The 16,525-nt window shown below is 73.1% G+C and carries 18 protein-coding genes; 9 read left to right on the plus strand and 9 right to left on the minus strand.

Annotated elements, in window-relative coordinates:
* Positions 1-2: 2 nt before the first annotated feature.
* The 3 genes from IE237_RS12920 to IE237_RS12930 form a co-directional block, all read right to left on the minus strand.
* A complete protein-coding gene (locus IE237_RS12920) occupies positions 3-1,013 on the minus strand; it encodes an LLM class F420-dependent oxidoreductase (protein ID WP_189802049.1) in 1,011 nt (336 codons plus the stop codon).
* A gap of 106 nt (positions 1,014-1,119) precedes the next feature.
* A complete protein-coding gene (locus IE237_RS12925; protein WP_189802050.1) occupies positions 1,120-1,977 on the minus strand; it encodes a DUF5336 domain-containing protein in 858 nt (285 codons plus the stop codon).
* A 119-nt stretch (positions 1,978-2,096) separates the two neighbouring features.
* A complete protein-coding gene (locus IE237_RS12930; protein ID WP_189802051.1) occupies positions 2,097-3,002 on the minus strand; it encodes an N-acetylmuramoyl-L-alanine amidase in 906 nt (301 codons plus the stop codon).
* 691 nt (positions 3,003-3,693) lie between these two features.
* On the opposite strand from IE237_RS12930, the gene IE237_RS12935 reads away from it, so the two are divergent.
* Positions 3,694-5,163, plus strand: a complete 1,470-nt coding sequence (locus IE237_RS12935; protein WP_189802052.1) for a hypothetical protein — start codon at positions 3,694-3,696, stop codon at positions 5,161-5,163.
* A gap of 97 nt (positions 5,164-5,260) precedes the next feature.
* Here IE237_RS12935 and IE237_RS12940 read toward each other — a convergent pair whose 3' ends face one another.
* Positions 5,261-5,890, minus strand: coding sequence for a class I SAM-dependent methyltransferase (locus tag IE237_RS12940; RefSeq protein WP_189802053.1), 630 nt, complete (start codon positions 5,888-5,890; stop codon positions 5,261-5,263).
* A 45-nt stretch (positions 5,891-5,935) separates the two neighbouring features.
* Positions 5,936-6,343, minus strand: a complete 408-nt coding sequence (locus tag IE237_RS12945; RefSeq protein WP_229842637.1) for an ATP-binding protein — start codon at positions 6,341-6,343, stop codon at positions 5,936-5,938.
* A gap of 84 nt (positions 6,344-6,427) precedes the next feature.
* On the opposite strand from IE237_RS12945, the gene IE237_RS12950 reads away from it, so the two are divergent.
* Genes IE237_RS12950 through IE237_RS12970 form a run of 5 tightly spaced genes read left to right on the plus strand, consistent with a single transcriptional unit; the run spans position 6,428 to position 8,879 of the window.
* Complete coding sequence (locus tag IE237_RS12950) at positions 6,428-7,267, plus strand: helix-turn-helix domain-containing protein (protein ID WP_189802054.1); 840 nt, start codon at positions 6,428-6,430, stop codon at positions 7,265-7,267.
* Entirely contained in the window at positions 7,236-7,508 is a 273-nt protein-coding gene (locus IE237_RS12955) for a DUF397 domain-containing protein (protein ID WP_189802055.1), read from the plus strand. Before IE237_RS12950 ends, IE237_RS12955 begins: the two co-directional genes overlap by 32 nt.
* Positions 7,509-7,510: 2 nt before the next feature.
* The gene (locus IE237_RS12960; RefSeq protein ID WP_189802056.1) at positions 7,511-7,969 is read left to right on the plus strand and encodes a hypothetical protein; all 459 of its coding nucleotides are present in this window, start codon (positions 7,511-7,513) and stop codon (positions 7,967-7,969) included.
* Entirely contained in the window at positions 7,966-8,253 is a 288-nt protein-coding gene (locus IE237_RS12965; protein WP_189802057.1) for a hypothetical protein, read from the plus strand. The genes IE237_RS12960 and IE237_RS12965 overlap by 4 nt, the downstream gene beginning before the upstream one ends.
* Positions 8,250-8,879, plus strand: a complete 630-nt coding sequence (locus IE237_RS12970; protein ID WP_229842638.1) for a hypothetical protein — start codon at positions 8,250-8,252, stop codon at positions 8,877-8,879. The genes IE237_RS12965 and IE237_RS12970 overlap by 4 nt, the downstream gene beginning before the upstream one ends.
* A gap of 45 nt (positions 8,880-8,924) precedes the next feature.
* Here IE237_RS12970 and IE237_RS12975 read toward each other — a convergent pair whose 3' ends face one another.
* The 4 genes from IE237_RS12975 to IE237_RS12990 form a co-directional block, all read right to left on the minus strand.
* Positions 8,925-9,353, minus strand: coding sequence for a DUF4259 domain-containing protein (locus IE237_RS12975; protein WP_189802058.1), 429 nt, complete (start codon positions 9,351-9,353; stop codon positions 8,925-8,927).
* 73 nt (positions 9,354-9,426) lie between these two features.
* Positions 9,427-10,011, minus strand: a complete 585-nt coding sequence (locus IE237_RS12980; protein WP_189802059.1) for a hypothetical protein — start codon at positions 10,009-10,011, stop codon at positions 9,427-9,429.
* A gap of 67 nt (positions 10,012-10,078) precedes the next feature.
* Entirely contained in the window at positions 10,079-10,513 is a 435-nt protein-coding gene (locus tag IE237_RS12985; protein WP_189802060.1) for a MarR family winged helix-turn-helix transcriptional regulator, read from the minus strand.
* Positions 10,514-10,541: 28 nt separating this feature from the next.
* On the minus strand, positions 10,542-11,423 hold the full coding sequence (locus tag IE237_RS12990; RefSeq protein ID WP_189802061.1) for an NmrA/HSCARG family protein: 882 nt from the start codon (positions 11,421-11,423) through the stop codon (positions 10,542-10,544).
* Between the two features lie 144 nt (positions 11,424-11,567).
* On the opposite strand from IE237_RS12990, the gene IE237_RS12995 reads away from it, so the two are divergent.
* The 3 genes from IE237_RS12995 (at position 11,568) to IE237_RS13005 (ending at position 16,503) form a co-directional block, all read left to right on the plus strand.
* On the plus strand, positions 11,568-13,760 hold the full coding sequence (locus tag IE237_RS12995) for an acyl-CoA dehydrogenase family protein (RefSeq protein ID WP_189802062.1): 2,193 nt from the start codon (positions 11,568-11,570) through the stop codon (positions 13,758-13,760).
* A 13-nt stretch (positions 13,761-13,773) separates the two neighbouring features.
* Positions 13,774-14,967 (plus strand): lipid-transfer protein, encoded by a 1,194-nt coding sequence (locus tag IE237_RS13000; protein ID WP_189802063.1) that lies wholly within the window; start codon positions 13,774-13,776, stop codon positions 14,965-14,967.
* Positions 14,968-15,063: 96 nt separating this feature from the next.
* Positions 15,064-16,503 carry an MFS transporter gene (locus IE237_RS13005; RefSeq protein WP_189802064.1) on the plus strand — a complete coding sequence of 480 codons (1,440 nt, stop codon included), beginning with the start codon at positions 15,064-15,066 and terminating at the stop codon, positions 16,501-16,503.
* Positions 16,504-16,525 lie beyond the last annotated feature (22 nt).

Consider the following 16,525-nt stretch of genomic DNA (forward strand, 5'->3'; position numbering starts at 1 on the left):
GGCTAGGAGTTGAGCTCAGCCAGAAGGCGGAGCGTGGCGGGGTCCGGTGCGGTGACCAACAGGTCCGTCACCGGGCCCCGCCGCCATCGGTCCAGGCGCTCGGCGATCCGCTCCCGCGGACCGACGAGCGAGATCTCGTCCGCGAAGGCGTCCGGCACGGCGAGCACGGCCTCCTCGCGGCGGCCCGCCGCGAACAGCTCCTGGATGCGGTGGGCCTCCTTCTCGTACCCCATGCGCCCCATCAGGTCGGCGTGGAAGTTGCGGGCGGCGTGCCCCATGCCGCCGATGTAGAAGCCGAGCATCGCCTTGACCGGCAGCAGTCCGGCCGTCACGTCCTCGCAGAGCTGCGCCCGGACCATGGGGGCGACGAGGAAGCCCTGGGGGAGCGCGTCCGGCAGGGCGTAGACCTGCGCCCAGCGGTCGGGTGTCCAGTAGAGGGGGAGCCAGCCGTCGGCGATGGCGAGGGTCTGCGTGATGTTCTTGGGGCCCTCGGCGCCGAGCAGGACGGGCACGTCGGCGCGCAGCGGGTGCGTGATCGGCTTGAGGGCCTTGCCGAGGCCGGTGCCGTCCGGGCCGGTGTACGGGTGGGAGTGGTGGCGTCCGTCGAGCCGTACGGGGGCCTCGCGGCGCAGGACCTGGCGGACCACGTCCACGTACTCCCGGGTCGCGGTCAGCGGGGAGCGGGGGAAGGGCCGCCCGTACCAGCCCTCGACGACCTGGGGCCCGGACAGGCCGAGCCCGAGCAGTACGCGCCCGCCGGAGAGGTGGTCGAGCGTGAGCGCGTGCATCGCGGTGGTGGTCGGCGCGCGGGCGGCCATCTGCGCGACGGCGGTGCCCAGCCTGATGCGGCTGGTGTGGGCGGCGATCCAGGTCAGCGCGGTGAAGGCGTCGGAGCCCCAGGCCTCGGCGGTCCACACGGAGTCGTAGCCGAGCCGCTCGGCCTCGCGGGCGAGGTCGAGGTGGGCGGGGGAGGGGCCGCGGCCCCAGTAGCCGAGGGCGAGCCCGAGTCGCATGGCCCACATCCTTTCTGACGCTCCGTCAGGTCCGATGGGGGACTGTACGGCAACGGCCCCCCGCCCGGAAGGGATTCCGGGCGGGGGGCCGTGCGTGAGCGGGGGATCAGCCGCGCTGGATGCCCGTGGTGTCCTGGAGGACGCCGCGGCGGCCGTCCTGCGTCTGGGCCACCAGGGCCGCACCGCGCTGCTCGACCGCCAGGTACCAGGTACCCGGGGCCAGTTCGGCGATCGGCGCCTGCGAGCCGTCCTCCGCGTACAGCGGACGGGCGACCGGGACCGCGAACCAGAACGGCGCGAAGTCCCCGGCCGGCTGCGGCGCGGGCGCGGCGGCCTGCGGCTCGGGCTGCTGCGGGGCCTGCGGCTGCGGAGCGGCGGCCTGCGCGCCGAACGGCTGGCCGGCACCCTGCGACGGGTCCTGCGGGCCGCCGTACTGCGGGTGCTGCGCGCCCGGGTAGCCGTAGCCGCCGGGGACGCCCGGCTGACCCGGCTGGCCGGGCTGCATGCCGTACGGCTGCGGGGTCTGCGGCTTGGGCGCACCGACGAGCGGGGCCTTGAGCGCGGGAACCAGCGGGCCCGCGACGGCGGCACCGGCCAGGACCAGGGCGGCGATGAGGCCGAGGACCAGGCCGGCTCCGGCGTTCTCCGCCTCGAAGATCCACATGAGCAGGGTCCAGGCGGCCGCGACGGTGAACGCGGTGCCGACCTGGCCGAGCTCCAGGCCGGCCACCTTGCGCGGCTCCGGCAGGGCGCGGGAGGCGACGACGAGGGCGGCGCCGGCGAGGCCGACGAAGTAGGAACCCCAGCCGAGGTAAGAGAGCTCCCACGAGTTCGTGGTGGGGATCTTGGCGCAGATCTCGGGGGCGGCGTCGCAGCCGGAGATGTCGAGGAACGAGGCGATGAACAGCACCACCGCTGCACCGATCAGCACGCCATCGCCTCGGTTGAGGGAGCGGATATTCACGTAAGAGTCCTTCGTCGGTTCGTCGGTCGTCGCGTCGGGTGGCGCTCAGGTCGTGGCGCTCGGTTCATGGCACGGGGGTGAGACCCCATCGTACGGAGCGAATCTATCGCCCGCGGGTTCTACCCCTGGAGGTAGGTGGCGATGCCGTCCGCCAGCCCCTGGGCAGCCTTCTGCCGCCACGTCGACGACGTGAGCAGCTGTGCGTCCTTCGGATCACGCATATTGCCGCATTCGACGAAGACCTTGGGCACGGTCGAGAGATTGAGGCCGCCGAGATCGTCCCGTACGTCCAACCCCGTACCGGAACCGATGTAGTTGGAGGGCGAGGTTCCGGTGGCGTGCGCGAACCGGTCCGCGATCCGCTCGCCGAGCGCGCGGGAGGGGGCGACGATTCCCACGGTGTCGGCGGAGCCCGCCCCCACCTTCGCGGGGAGGATCACATGGAAGCCGCGGTTGCCGACGGCCGAGCCGTCCGCGTGGACGGAGACGACGGCGTCGGCACGGGCGGCGTTGCCGATCCGGGCCCGCTCGTCGATGCAGGGGCCCCAGGGGCGGTCGCCGTCGTGGGTGAGGACCACCTTGACGCCGCGTGCGGTGAGCAGGTCCCGCAGCCGGTGGGAGACGTCGAGAGTGAAGGAGGCCTCGGTGTAGCCCGCGTTCGTGGAGGTGCCCGTGGTGTCACACTCCTTGCGGGTCGTCCCGATATTGACCTTCTTGTTGATTTCGGTGGAATGGCGGAAATTGCCGGAGTTGTGGCCGGGATCGATGACGACGGTCCGCCCGGCGAGCGAGCGGCTTCCCTGCGCCGGAACCGGCGAGCGGGTGGACCGGGGCGCGGAGGGGGAGGCGAACGGCGGCCGGGACTGCGTCCCGCTCTCGCCCTGGGTCGCCCGGGACGCCCCGGCCTTTCCGCTCGGCGGTGAGGCCTGGGAGGTCGCGCACCCGGCGAGCACGGCGCAGCAGCCCGTGGCGGCGAGGGCGAGGGCGAGGGTACGGCGGGCGGTGTTCCGGTGGTCGTACGGCACCCCGCGACTTTAGGCCCTGCGCGGGGCGAAACGCCGTAGGGGTACGTCGCAGGTTGGTCACCGGCTTCGTGAAGCGGTGGACGCGTGTGGGCGAACCGTGAAGGGTAGGTGAGAAGGGCGACGGTGGGGTGTCACCGCGCATGGACCCACGAGGGGAACCGTGGTGGGGGAAGAACCGAACGACGCACGTCCCGAGCCGACCGACAGACCTCCGGGCGGCGGCGCATTAGATCCGCGGAACCCGGCGGCCTCCGGGACCCCTTCCGGGGCTCCCGAGCCGCCCTGGGCCGCGCCGACTCCGCCGAGCCCGGCTCCGGCGAGCCAGCCGAGTCCGCCGAGTCCGGCTCCCGCGGGCCAGCCGGGCCAGCCGAGCCAGCCGAGTCCGGCTCCGGCGGGCCAGCCGAGCCCGCCCACGCTCGCCTTCGGTGCGCCGACCGGCGCGGGGGCCGATGCCACCCCGCCCGCGGCCACGTCCGCCCCGCCGCCCGGCGCCGCGCCCGGGCCCGCGACCGGCCCCGCGACCGCGCCCGGCTGGGCGGGGGCCGGGACCGCGCCGCCGCCGCCCGGGGCACCGCCCGGCTTCGGTCCGCCGCCGGGGTACGGACCCCCCGGCGGCTACGGACCGCCGCCCGGCCACGGTCCTCAGCCGCCCGCGCAGCCCCCCGGCGACGCGAACCCGGCGCAGGCCGCCATGATCGGCCTGCTCAACCTCTCCTGCCTGGGCCTCGGCTACGTCCTCCTGCGGAACTGGATCGGCGCCGCGCTCTGCTGGCTCGCCACCGCCGCCCTGCTCGTGGCCGCCCTCCCCGCCGACGTCGACGGCGTGCCCTTCGGCCTCCTCGTCGGCTACGGCGTCTTCCTGCTCGCCGTCGCCGCCGACGGCGCCCGCCGCGGACTGCGCGCCACGCTCCGGATCGGCGCCTCCTTCCGGCGCCTGGCGCTGCCGCTCGCGCTCGTGCTGCTCGCCGTGCCCGCGGGCGGTTCGCTCGCGTACGGCGCCGCCCGCGACGAGGCGAAGGAGCAGGCACTCCTCGAACAGCTCGCGGCGGCGGACGCGCTCGTGAAGTCCGCCGACGGGCTCGCCTTCGACAAGGCCGAGCCGATCTACCGCCAGGCGCTCTCCGGCTACGAGGACCTCGGCACCCGGTACGCCGGCTCGCGGGCCGGGAAGCTCGTCCCCGACCGCCTCGACGCGTACTACAAGGCGGTCTCCGCCCCGTACGAGAAGAAGCAGTACTGCGCGGCCGTCCCGCCGCTCAAGCACCTGCGGGGGCTCCCGGCCACTGTCGACAAGGAGCTGCTCGGCTCCCGGCCCGCCAAGACCGACGAGCCGCTGGCGGAGTCGCTCTACGAGTGCGGCACGGCGGCGCTCGGCGTGCAGACGGCGGACCCGACGGCGAGCGAGAGCCTCAACGAGCTGCTCGGCACCTTCCCGAAGTCGGCCCAGGCGACCCGCGTCGAACCGGCCGTCCGCGCGGCGATCAAGACCCGCACGACCGCCCTCACCGGTGGCGCCGCGCCCTGCGACACCACCGTCGAGCTGCGCGCGCTGCGCTCCTCCCTCAGCAACATGACCGACCCGTCCCTCCAGGGCGCGACGAAGGAGGCGGCGGACGCCGTCCAGAAGGGCGACTTCGCCTGCGGAACCTCCCAGTTCAGGAACAAGGAGTTCAGCGCCGCGGCCACGACCATGACGGACTACGCCAAGGCGTACCCGAACAGCCCGCAGGCCGCCCACGCCCGCTCGATCGCCATCGCCGCCGAGATCGCCGACGAGGAGCCCGCGGCCGGCAAGAGCCTGCCCCCGGCCGACGTCCCCGGCGGCGCCCGGATGGTCATGGTGGTGAGCAACGACGGTCCCGGTGAGGTCGAGCTGCTCTACACGGGCCCGATGACCGGCAAGGTCACCCTCAAGGCGTGCGGGACCTGCAAGAAGTACCAGACCCCGCTGCTCGTGAACTCGCCGAAGATCAAGGCCTGTTCCGGTCCGTCCTCGAAGTACCCGAAGGTGACCCTGCTGCTGCCCGCCGGCGACTACCACTTCCTCCAGAAGCGGGCGGCCACCGGCACCTCGACGGCGGGGGACACCAAGTCGAGCAAGACGAAGATCGAACCGGGCTACAGCTACACCAACTGCCTGTACGTGACCTCGCTGTACTGACCTTCACCGCGTGGACGTGATGTCCATCCCGACGGCCGTCACCTTTCGAGGGGGGGCCGTCGGGTCACGGGAACGGTCGCGGAGGTCGCCGGGGCCGTCAGCGGCGGCGCAGCACCCGCAGCGAGTCGGTGACCGAGATCTCCTCGAAGTCGCCCGACTCCAGCGCGCGCAGGTAGATCCGGTACGGCGCCTGGCCGCCGTCCGCCGGATCCGGGAAGACGTCGTGGATGACGAGCAGGCCCCCGGGGGCGACCTTGGGGGCCCAGCCCTCGTAGTCGTTCGTGGCGTGCTCGTCGGTGTGCCCGCCGTCGACGAACACGAGGCCGAGCTGCCCGCCCCACACCTTCGCGACCTGCGGCGACCGCCCGACCACCGCGATCACGTGCTCTTCGAGCCCCGCCTTGCGCAGGGTCCGGCGGAAGGTCGGCAGGGTGTCCATGAGCCCCACCTCGGGGTCGACCACACTCGCGTCGTGGTACTCCCAGCCCGGCTGCTGCTCCTCGCTGCCCCGGTGGTGGTCCACGGTCACCGCGATGGTCCCCGCCTGCCGGGCCACGTCGGCCAGCAGGATCGTCGAGCGCCCGCAGTACGTCCCGACCTCCAGGAGCGGCAGCCCGAGCTTCGCGGCCTCGGCGGCCGCCGCGTACAGCGCGAGCCCCTCCCCGACGGGCATGAAGCCCTTGGCGGCCTCGAAGGCGGCGAGGATCTCGGCTGAGGGCTCGGACATGGTCACTCCTACTGGCGGGTACAGGCTACGGGCGCCCATCGTGCCCTACGCGTCGCACGCGAACCACACCGTCTTCCCGTCGGCCCTCTCCTCGACCCCCCACCGGTCCGTCACCGCCTCCACCAGCGAGAGTCCCCGGCCGCTCTCGTCCAGCGGATCGGCCGCCTTCGCGACGAGGCCGCCGGGGACGGCGTCCGCGACCTCGACCCGGAGCCCGTCCGGCTCCCGCAGCATGAGCACGGAGCACCGCCGGCCGGGGACGTGCCGGACGACGTTGGCGACGAGCTCGGTGAGCGCGAGGGTCGCCGGGTCGGCGAGGTGGCCGAGCCCCCAGCGCGTGAGGAACACGCGCAGGATGCGGCGCATGTGACCGGCGGAGTGCTCACCGACGGTGAACCCCATGCGGTAGCTGTCGGCAAGTTCCGCAGGGTAGAGGTCTGTTGCCTGATTCATGCCACCAGCCTGAGCGGGTTTCGTTACGCTCGGCTACGGACTGAACGCAACGCCTCACCGCGTGAGCTTGGGGGTGACCTCGCCGTGGTCAACATCCGCAACCTGGATCCGAGCGCCTCGCCGCTGGACTACTACGGCTCGGAACTCCGCCGCCTGAGGGAGGAGGCGGGCCTCAACCAGCCGCAGCTGGGCCGGATCCTGTACTGCACGGGCTCACTGATCGGCCAGATCGAGACGGCGAAGAAGGTCCCGACGCGGGAGTTCTCCGAACGGCTGGACGCGGCGCTGATGACGAGCGGGTCGTTCTCACGGCTGGTGGGGCTGGTGCTGAGGAGCCAGTTGCCGACGTGGTTCCAGGCGTACGCGGAGTTGGAGGGGCGGGCGGCGTACCTCTCGACCTTCCAGGCCCAGCTGGTCTACGGCCTGCTCCAGACGGAGGCCTATGCGCGCGCCGTCCTGGGCGTCGAGAACCCGGACCGGCTCGACGACATGGTGGTGGCGCGGATGGACCGCCAACGCATTCTGGGGCGCGAGCATCCGCCGGTCCTGTGTGTTGTGCTCGACGAGGGGGTGCTGCACCGGCAGATCGGCGGTGACGAGGTCATGCGAAACCAACTGGCTCACTTGTTGGGATTCCGCGACCACCCGTGGGTGCAGGTGCAGATGCTTCCGTTCACGGCTGGTCAGCACCCAGGGCTGCTGGGTTCGTTCACCCTTCTGCGCTTCGATGAAGACCCCGACATCCTCTACAGCGAGAGCTACGACTCGGGTCATATGACCGCGCATTCTCAAGTGATCAGGGAGCGGTCCGTCAGTTACGCTCGGCTGCAAGCCTCAGCCCTCTCCCGCGAGGACTCGGCGGCACTGATCGAACGGGTGATGAGGGAGCGGTATGGACACCAGCCAGAACCTGCGGTGGCGTAAGTCGTCCTACAGCGGCCCCAACGGCGGCGAGTGCATCGAGTGTGCCCCCCTCGGCTCAACCGCCTGGCGGAAGTCGTCCTACAGCGGCGACACCGGCGGTGACTGCATCGAAATCGCCGACCTCGCCGCCCACGTCGCCGTCCGGGACTCCAAGAACCCCGAAGGCCCCGCCTTCCTCGCCACCCCCGCCGCCTTCACGGCCTTCGTGGGCGCCGCAGTCGAGGGTCTCATCGGCGGCTGACCGTGGTGACCCTCATCGGGCTGATGATCCTCACCGTCGCCCTGCCGGTGTGGGCGGGGATCACCTACGTGGGGCTCGTCCGGGCCCGGCGGGAGAACTCCCCACTGCCCCCGCCGCCCCGTCCTCGCCGTACACCCGCGAAGAAGGCCGCCTGGGTCGCCGTGCTGGCCTTCGTCGCGGGCGGGGCGCTGCACGTGTACGGGCTCTCGTACATGCCGTTCCTTCAGCCCGAGGACGCGTGCTGGTTCAACGCGGGGCACATGGCGGAGCCCGACTCCAGCAGTGCGCTGCCCGTGAGCCTGGTGTGCGCGGGGGAGGAGATCGTCCCGTGGTGGGTCAACCCCGGTCTGCTCGCCTTCGCGCTCATCGCCGTCACCGCGACCGTCACGAGCGTCGTGCTCGCCCTGCGGCATCGCGCCGGTCGTCACCGGACCGAGGCGCAACGAACGAGGAGCGTATGAAGCACATCGAGTCGCCCGGCGCGGAGGTCCGCGTGGACCCGCTCGCGGACGGCGGGGCGTACGTGGACCGGAGGACGGACGGGAAGCCGACGACCGCTGCCGTCGAACTCTTCGCGAGGGGGATCGACCCTGCGGATCCGCCTCCGGTCGTGCGCCACCACCGGGACGTTCACCCGTTCATGCAGGAGGCCCTGCCGGGAATCCTCGCCTCGGCCGGATTCCAGGTCGAGAAGGGGGATCCGCGCCTCGGAATCGCGGTCCGCCTGAAGGGTCTCCGGCCGTGACCGCCTCGGACGGCCTCGTCGCGGCACTGCGGCAGGCTGCGGAGCAGCGCGGCTGTGACATCGGTCTTTCGCCCTGGGCCACCGAGGCCGTCGGCATCGAGACGACGAGGGGCTACCTGTCGGTCCACACCACGACCGGGGAGGGCTTGTTCCGGCTCCGCGTCCACATCCCTGACTTCGGCTGGGACATCGGCACGACGGGCGACCTCGGAACGCTCGTGGAGGCGATCGCCGCATGGCGTGAGGGGGTGTCGGCCGACGTGTTGGAGGCGAGGTTCGGCTTCCTGCACCTCGACGAGTTCACCGGGGCGCTCGAAGCCGGAGAACCCACCGCCTCGCAGTGGGCGGGCCTCCTGTCGTCCGAGTACCACCGGGGGCAGCGGGACCTCCTGCGCCGCCTCCACGCGGACGAGGTGCTGCGGAACACGTTCCCGACGATGACGCACCGCGCCGTCCGGCTGCGGGTGGACCCGATGTACTCGATGAGCCGTCAGGTCCTGGTGCACGAGCCGGACGAGGGGCGCTATGAGGTCGTACGGGTCGGGGTGCCCGGGGCGGAGTGGACCGGGGTGCCGGGCGAGGACCTGAACGCCTACCTGCGGGCCGCACTGTACGACGGCCCCTAGGGGCCGCACTGTACGACGGCCCTCAGGGCCGCGCGCGTCAGCGCCTCAGGAGCCCGAGCCCGAACCCGCGTCCGCTCCGTCCAGGACCGCCCGGAGCTTGCGTACGCCCGTCTTCCACTCCTCGCCGTCCGACTCCTCCCAGAGTTCCAGGAGTTCGGACGGCTCGGTGAGGACCCGGTCCAGGGCCTCGACCGCCGCCGGCCGCAGTTCCGCGGGGAGCTCGGGCAGGGGCTTCTTCGGGCCGTACGAGGTGGTGACCGGCTCGCCGCCCGGGCACTGCGCCGCGACCAGGGCGGCCGAGGCGATCGCCTCCACGGCCAGGTCCGAGTCGAGGTACTCCTCGCCCGTCGTGGTCACCTCGCGGAAGGCCGCGAGCAGCACCTCGGCCCGCTTCTCCTCGGGGGCCTCGTCCACCCGGTACGAGAAGTCGGCGGCGGTGTCGTTGTCGAAGGGGCCGATGTCCCAGGTGCCCATGGCGTGCTCGCTCTCCGGAGTCGTTCGAGGAGTGGTTCAGGTCTCCGGTGATCGTGGCAGGCGCCACTGACAATCAGTCGTCGTCGACGCCGAGGTCGATCCGCATGGCCACCTTCATCGCCACCACGTACGGCCAGACGTCCTCGTGGAGTTCCCGTCCCATGGCCGACAGCTCGTCCGCGTACCCGGAGGGGTCGGCCGCGTACTTCCTGAGCTTTCCGTAGGCGTCGTTCAGGTGGTCCTTCGCGTCACCGGACGCGCGCGCCACCGCGTTCGGGACGATCATCTGGGCTTCCGCGTAGGTGTCGCGGTAGGCCGCTCGGCGTTCCTCCAGGTGCTCCAGGGACGCGGCGGCGTCCTCGCCGCGCCGCAGCGCGTGGATGTGGTTGGTCATCGCGGTCACGTACTGGCGCGCGGCGGTGTTCAGCGTGATGTAGCAGGCCCGCCGGCGCTCCAGGCTCTCGCTCTCCCGATGCCGTTCCAGCTCCGCCCTGCGCAGCTCCTCGGCGTGGCCGCGTTCCTCGCGACGCTGCTCGGCGGCGGCCTGGAGCTCCATGCGCTTGGTGCGGTCCGCGCGGTTCTGTGTCAGCAGCGCGGCCCCCAGCGTCCCGGCCACGCCCACCACGGCGATCAGCAATGCCGTCCAACTCGCGCCCATGTCGCCCCCCTGTGTGCGGCTGAGTCTCCTCGACGATGCTGTCACAGGGGCGGTGTCGGCGACGGTGTCAGGGGCGGGGGCCTTCGAGGTTCTCGATCATGCGCTCCAGGACGCGGACGGCGGTCCCGTACTCCTCGGGTGTGATGCCCTCGACGGACCGGGTGCGGAACGCGGCCACGTGCGTGGCGACCTCGGTCAGGCGCCGCCCGCCGTCCGGGGTGAGGGCGAGCCGGCCGGGGGCCGGGCGGGACACCCAGCCGTCGGCGAGGACGGTGTCCACGGCGGCGGTCAGGGTGGGGACGTCGGCGTTGGCCGCGAGGACCGACAGGACCTCGGCGTCGGTGGTCCCTCCGTCCCCCTTGGCGAGGTTCAGGACCTGCCAGGCGACGCGGGTGAGGCCGAACTCCCCGAGCGTGCCGTCCATGACGCGGGTGAGGGCTTCGTCGGTGCGGTTGAGCAGAAAGCCGATGGGCTTGGACTTGGGCCTGGGCGTGGGCTCCATGAGGACTCCCCGGGTGTGAGCGATGCGGTCAGTGGTGGGGCGGTGCGGGCTCAGGCGCCAGTATCGACGCCCAGTCCTGGCTCCGGGCCCAGTCGTCGAAACCGTGCCAGCCGACCTCGGGGAACTCGCGGCGCAGACCGGCGACGTCGACGTCGAGACCGGTCGTGGTGAAGTACGAGAACATCGCGGCCAGGTCCGTGGACCGGCTGCGGACGTAGGCGAGCGGGACCTCCTCGTAGGAGACGGGGCGGCCCATGGCGGCGGCGAGGATCCCGGTCATCTCCGCGGGGGTGCGCTCGTCGGAGGCGATGTCGATGCGCCGGCCCGTGAAGTCCGCACGGCGTCCGAGGGCGAGCGCGGCGAACGCGCCGATGTCCCGCGAGGAGATGAGGGTGAGCGGGCGGCCGGCCGGCATCGGCCAGGCGAAGGTTCCCCCGCGGAGTCCGTCGGCGGTCCAGCCGCCGGTGTAGTTGTCCATGAACGCGGCGGGGCCGATCACCGTCCAGGGCGTGCCGGAGGCGCGGAGGTGGTCCTCGATCACGCGCTTGCTCTCGTAGTGCGGGACGCCGGTGTCGCGGTCGGCGTGGGCGACGGAGGTGAGGACGACGTGCCCGAGGCGGGCGGCCGCCGCCGCGTCGACGAGCGTCCTGCCCTGCCGGATCTCGACGTCGACGCCGCCCTCGAAGGCGGTGACGGCGAAGAGGGAGTCACCCGCGAGGGCGGCGTCGAGCGAGGAGCGGTCGTCGAAGTCCGCGCACCGCACCTCGGCGCCGAGAGCGCGCAGGGTGTCGGCGGCGGGCGAGTCGGGGCGGCGGGTGAGGGCCCGCACCCGGTGGCCCGCGGCGAGCAGGCTGCGGGCGGTGGCTCCGCCCTGGGCGCCGGTGGCTCCGGTGACGGCGACGGTGAGCATGGTTCCCCCTGAGGTGGTGACTGTGCGGTGCAATCTCTGCGTGACGCAAACGACTCTACAGGGGATTTCCCTGCGCCGCGCAGGTTTTCCCCAATCATGTTTCTGACCTTCCGTCAGAATGGAACGTGTTCTAGTCTGCGGCGCATGGGCATCGCCATCACGCACGAACAGCGGGAGCTCGCCCGATCCGTCCGGGGCTGGCTCACCCGCGCCGTCCCACCCGAGGAAGTCCGCAAGCACCTGGACGTCCCCGACACCGCCACCGGCCGCCCCGCCCACTGGGACGCCGCCGCCGAGCAGGGACTCCTCGGGCTGCACCTCCCCGAGGAGCACGGCGGCGGGGGCGGCGACCTCGTGGACCTCGCCGTCGTCGTGGAGGAGGCGGCCCGGGCCCTGCTGCCCGGGCCCTACCTGCCCTCCGTACTCGCCGCCGAACTCCTCCACCGGTGCGGGCGGCACGAGTCGGCCGGCGCGCTGGCGCGCGGGGAACGGATCGGGGCCGTCGCCCTCGGCGGCACCGGCACCCTCACCGCCGTCCGCACCGCGAGCGGATACCTCCTCGACGGCACCGCGCCCCCGGTCCTCGGCGGCGCCCAGGCCGATCTGGTGCTCCTCCGGGCCGCCACCGCCGACGGCTCCGTCTGGCTCGCCGCCGACACCGGGAACCTCGCCGTCCGGCCCCACGAGAGCGCCGACCCGACCCGGCCCACCGCCGAGATCACCGCCCGCGCCGCGCACGTCCCCGCGGACCGCGAGCTCACCCTCGACGCCCACCCCGACGGGACACCGGGCGCCGTCACCGCCCTCGTCCGGGACACCGCCGCCGTCCTCCTCGCCGCCGACGCCTGCGGCACGGCCGCCCGCGCCGTCGAGACCGCCGCCGAACACGCCCGCACCCGCGAGCAGTTCGGCCGCCCCATCGGACAGTTCCAGGGCGTCAAACACCTCTGCGCCGACATGCTCGTCCGGCTCGAACAGGCCCGCGCCCTCACCTGGGACGCCGCCCGCGCCGGCCGCGACGAGGCCCGCTCCCTCACCGCCGCGCTCGCCGCCGCCACCGCCCTGGACACCGCGTACACCTGCGCCAAGGACTGCATCCAGATCCTCGGCGGCACGGGCTTCACCTGGGAGCACGACGCCCACCTGCTGCTCCGCCGCGCCCTCGTCGCCCGCCAGCTCCTCGGCACCGGCGACCACCACCGGCTCGCCGCCGTCCGCCACGCCGCCGCCGGCGTACGCCGAGGCCTCCGCCTCGACCTCCCGCCCGAGGCCGACGCGTACCGCCGCGCGGCCCGCGAGGCCGTCGCCCCCGCCGCAGGGCTCGACCCGGCCGCCGCCCGGCGCGCCCTCGCCCCCACCGGCTACGCGGCCCCGCACCTCCCGGAGCCGTACGGGCTCGGCGCGGGCCCCCTCCAGCAGCTCGCCGTCCAGCGGGAGCTGGACGAGGCCGGGATCACCGTCGCCGGACTCGGCATCGCCACCTGGGTCGTCCCCTCGCTCCTCGCCCACGGCACCCCGGAGCAGCAGGCCGAACACCTCGGCCCGACCCTCCGCGGCGAACGCCTCTGGTGCCAGCTCTTCTCCGAGCCCGAAGCAGGCTCCGACCTCGCCTCCCTGCGCACCCGCGCCGAACGCACCGAGGACGGGCGCTGGCGCGTCAACGGGCAGAAGGTGTGGACCAGCGCCGCCCAGTGGGCCCACCACGGCATCCTGCTCGCCCGCACCGACCCCACCGCCCCCAAGCACCAGGGGCTCACCTACTTCCTCGTCGACATGCGGAACACCCCCGGGATCGACATCCGGCCGCTCAAGGAGATCACCGGGGACTCGCTCTTCAACGAGGTCTGGTTCGACGACGCCCTCCTCCCCGCCGACGCCGTCGTCGGCGAGGTGAACGACGGCTGGCGGGTCGCCCGCAACACCCTCGGCAACGAACGCGTCCACATGGCCGACCAGGTCGCCTTCGACACCGGCCTCGAAGCCGTCATCGCGCAGGCGGACCGGGTCGACAGCTCCGTACGCGTACGGATCGGAGCGCTGCTCGCCGAGGCGCACGCGCTCGCGTGCATCGGCCTGCGCACCACCCTGCTCCAGGTGTCCGGTCTCGAACCCGGCGCGGGTGCCAGCGTCCGCAAACTCGTCCAGACCCTCCACCAGCAGAGACTCGCCGAACTCACCCTCGAACTCCGCGGCGCCGAGGGCGCCGTGCGCGAGGGACCCGGTGAGCGGGCCGTCCACGGCCTGCTCATGTCCCGCTGCCTCACCATCGCGGGCGGCACCACGCAAGTACAGCTCAACGTGGTCGCCGAGCGTCTGCTCGGCCTCCCCAAGGACTGAGGGGGAACTCAGAATGGGCAAGGCGTACGTCGTCGGCGTCGGGATGACGAAGTTCGAGAAGCCGGAGACCCGGGACTGGCAGTACTGGGACATGGCCCGGGAGGCGGGCACCGCCGCCCTCGCCGACGCGGGCGTCCCCTACGCGCGCGTGGAACAGGCCGCCGTCGGCTACTGCTTCCAGGCCTCCACCGCGGGCCAGCGCGCCGCGTACGAGCTCGGGCTCACCGGCATCCCCGTCTACAACCTCAACAACAACTGCGCGACCGGCTCCACCGCCCTCATGACCGCCCGCCAGTTCGTCGAGGGCGGCATCGCCGACTGCGTCCTCGCCCTCGGCTTCGAGAAGATGGCGCGGGGCGCGCTCGGCGGCGGCTCCGGCGCCGGAGACTTCAAGACCTCGCCCGTCGCCCGGCACTACGGCATCATGGCCGCCGCCCACGGCTTCGAGATGTCCCCGCCCACCGCCCAGATCTTCGGCAACGCGGCCCGGGAGCACATGGAGCGGTACGGGACGACCGAGGTGCAGCTCGCGGCCGTCGGCGCCAAGAACCACCAGCACTCGGCGAACAACCCGAACGCCCAGTTCCAGGACGTCTACACGGTCGACGAGATCCTCGCCGCGAAGACCGTCCACCGGCCGCTCACCAAACTCCAGTGCTCGCCCACCTCCGACGGCGCGGCCGCCGCCGTCGTCGTCTCCGAACGCTTCGTCGACGAACACGGGCTGCGGGGGAGGGCGGTGGAGATCGCCGGCCAGGCGATGACCACCGACACCGAGGAGTCCTTCGCCTCCGGCTCCTGCATCGACGCCGTCGGCCGCCCGATGTCCCGGGCCGCGGCCCGCCTCGCGTACGAGCGCTCCGGCCTCGGCATCGAGGACGTGGACGTCGTCGAACTCCACGACTGCTTCTCCATCAACGAGCTGCTCACCTACGAGGCGCTCGGCATGTGCGAGGAGGGCGCCTCCGGCAAACTCGTCGAGTCCGGCGCCACCACGTACGGCGGGCGCTGGGTCGTGAACCCCTCCGGCGGCCTCATCTCCAAGGGCCACCCGCTCGGCGCGACCGGTCTCGCCCAGGCGGCCGAACTGGTCTGGCAGCTACGGGGCGAGGCGGGAGCCCGCCAGGTGGCGGGGGCGCGGGTCGGCCTGGCCCACAACATCGGCCTGGGCGGCGCGGCGGTGGTGACGCTGCTGCGGAAGGCGTAGAACCGGACCGTCGGGGGCGGGGAACGCCGGGGGCGCGAAAGACGTAGGACCATATCCCCATGTACGGGTCGGACCCGGTCTGCGACCATCACACTCATGCCGCAGACCGACTCCGCCACCACGACCGCGTCCTCCACCCCCCGACGTTCCCCCCGCGCCTGGACGGTCGTCCTGACCGCCTGCGCGGGCCAGTTCCTCGTCGTCCTCGACGTCTCCGTCGTGAACGTGGCGCTGCCGTCTATGCGGACCGACCTCGGGCTCTCGGCGGCCGGCCTGCAGTGGGTGATCAGCGCGTACGCGATCGCCTTCGCCGGGTTCATGCTGCTCGGCGGGCGGGCCGCCGACCTCTACGGGCGGAAGACGATGTTCCTCCTGGGGCTCGGGCTCTTCACCGCCGCCTCGGTCGCCGGCGGCCTCGCCCAGGAGGGCTGGCAGCTCGTCGCGGGACGCGCCGCGCAGGGCCTCGGCGCGGCCGCCCTCTCCCCGGCCACCCTGACCCTGGTCACCGGCGCCGTCGCGGCCGGGCCGGCCAGGACCCGGGCCATCGCCACCTGGACGGCGGTGGGCGCGGCCGGCGGCGCCGCGGGCGGATTCGTCGGCGGGCTCCTCGTCGACCTGCTCTCCTGGCGCTGGGTCCTCCTCGTGAACGTCCCGATCGGGGTCCTCGTCCTGGCGGGCGCGGTGCTCTGGCTCCGCGAGAGCCGCGCCGCCGCCGGCCGCCGCCTCGACCTGCCGGGCGCCGTCCTCGTCACCGCGGGCCTCGCCACCCTCGCGTACGGCATCGTCCAGACGGAGGAGGCCGGCTGGACCGATCCGGCGACCCTCCTGACGCTCCTCGGAGGCCTGGCGCTCCTCGCGGTCTTCGTGACCGTCGAGGCCCGTACGGCGGCCCCGCTGATGCCGCTGAAGCTCTTCCGCACGCGGGCGGTGTCGGCCGCCAACGTGGGGATCCTGCTGTGTGGTTCGAGCTCCTTCGGCATGTGGTTCTTCATGACGACGTACGCGCAGAGCGTCCTCGGCTACACCCCGCTCCAGGCCGGCCTCGCGCTCGTCCCCAGCTCCCTCAGCGTCATCGTGGGCTCGAAGCTGGCCCCGCGCCTGATGCCGGCCGTCGGCGCGCGGAACCTCGCGGTGACCGGTGCGCTCATCGGGGCCGCGGGCTTCGCCTGGCAGTCCACGATGACCGCCGACGGCAGCTTCCTGACGACGATCCTGGGCCCGGGGATCCTGATGATGGCCGGCATCGGCCTGGCCACCACGCCGCTGGCCACCCTCGCCACCTCCAGCGCGGCCCCCGGCGACGCGGGCCTCGTCTCCGGCCTCGTCAACACCTCCCGCACCATGGGCGGCGCCCTCGGCCTGGCGACCCTGACCACCCTCGCGACCGCCGTCACGGGCCCCACCGCGACCCCCGCCGCCCTCACCTCCGGCTACGCGGCCGCCTTCCGCGTCTCGACGGCCATCCTGGTGGGCGCGGCTGTGCTGATGCTGGTGTGGCTGCCGAAGGCCATGGCGACGCGCGACCGACAGCGGTGATCTCACTCACACGCAGAGTCGA

Origin of the sequence: Streptomyces tanashiensis (assembly GCF_014648895.1) — a bacterium.
Classification (GTDB): domain Bacteria; phylum Actinomycetota; class Actinomycetes; order Streptomycetales; family Streptomycetaceae; genus Streptomyces; species Streptomyces tanashiensis.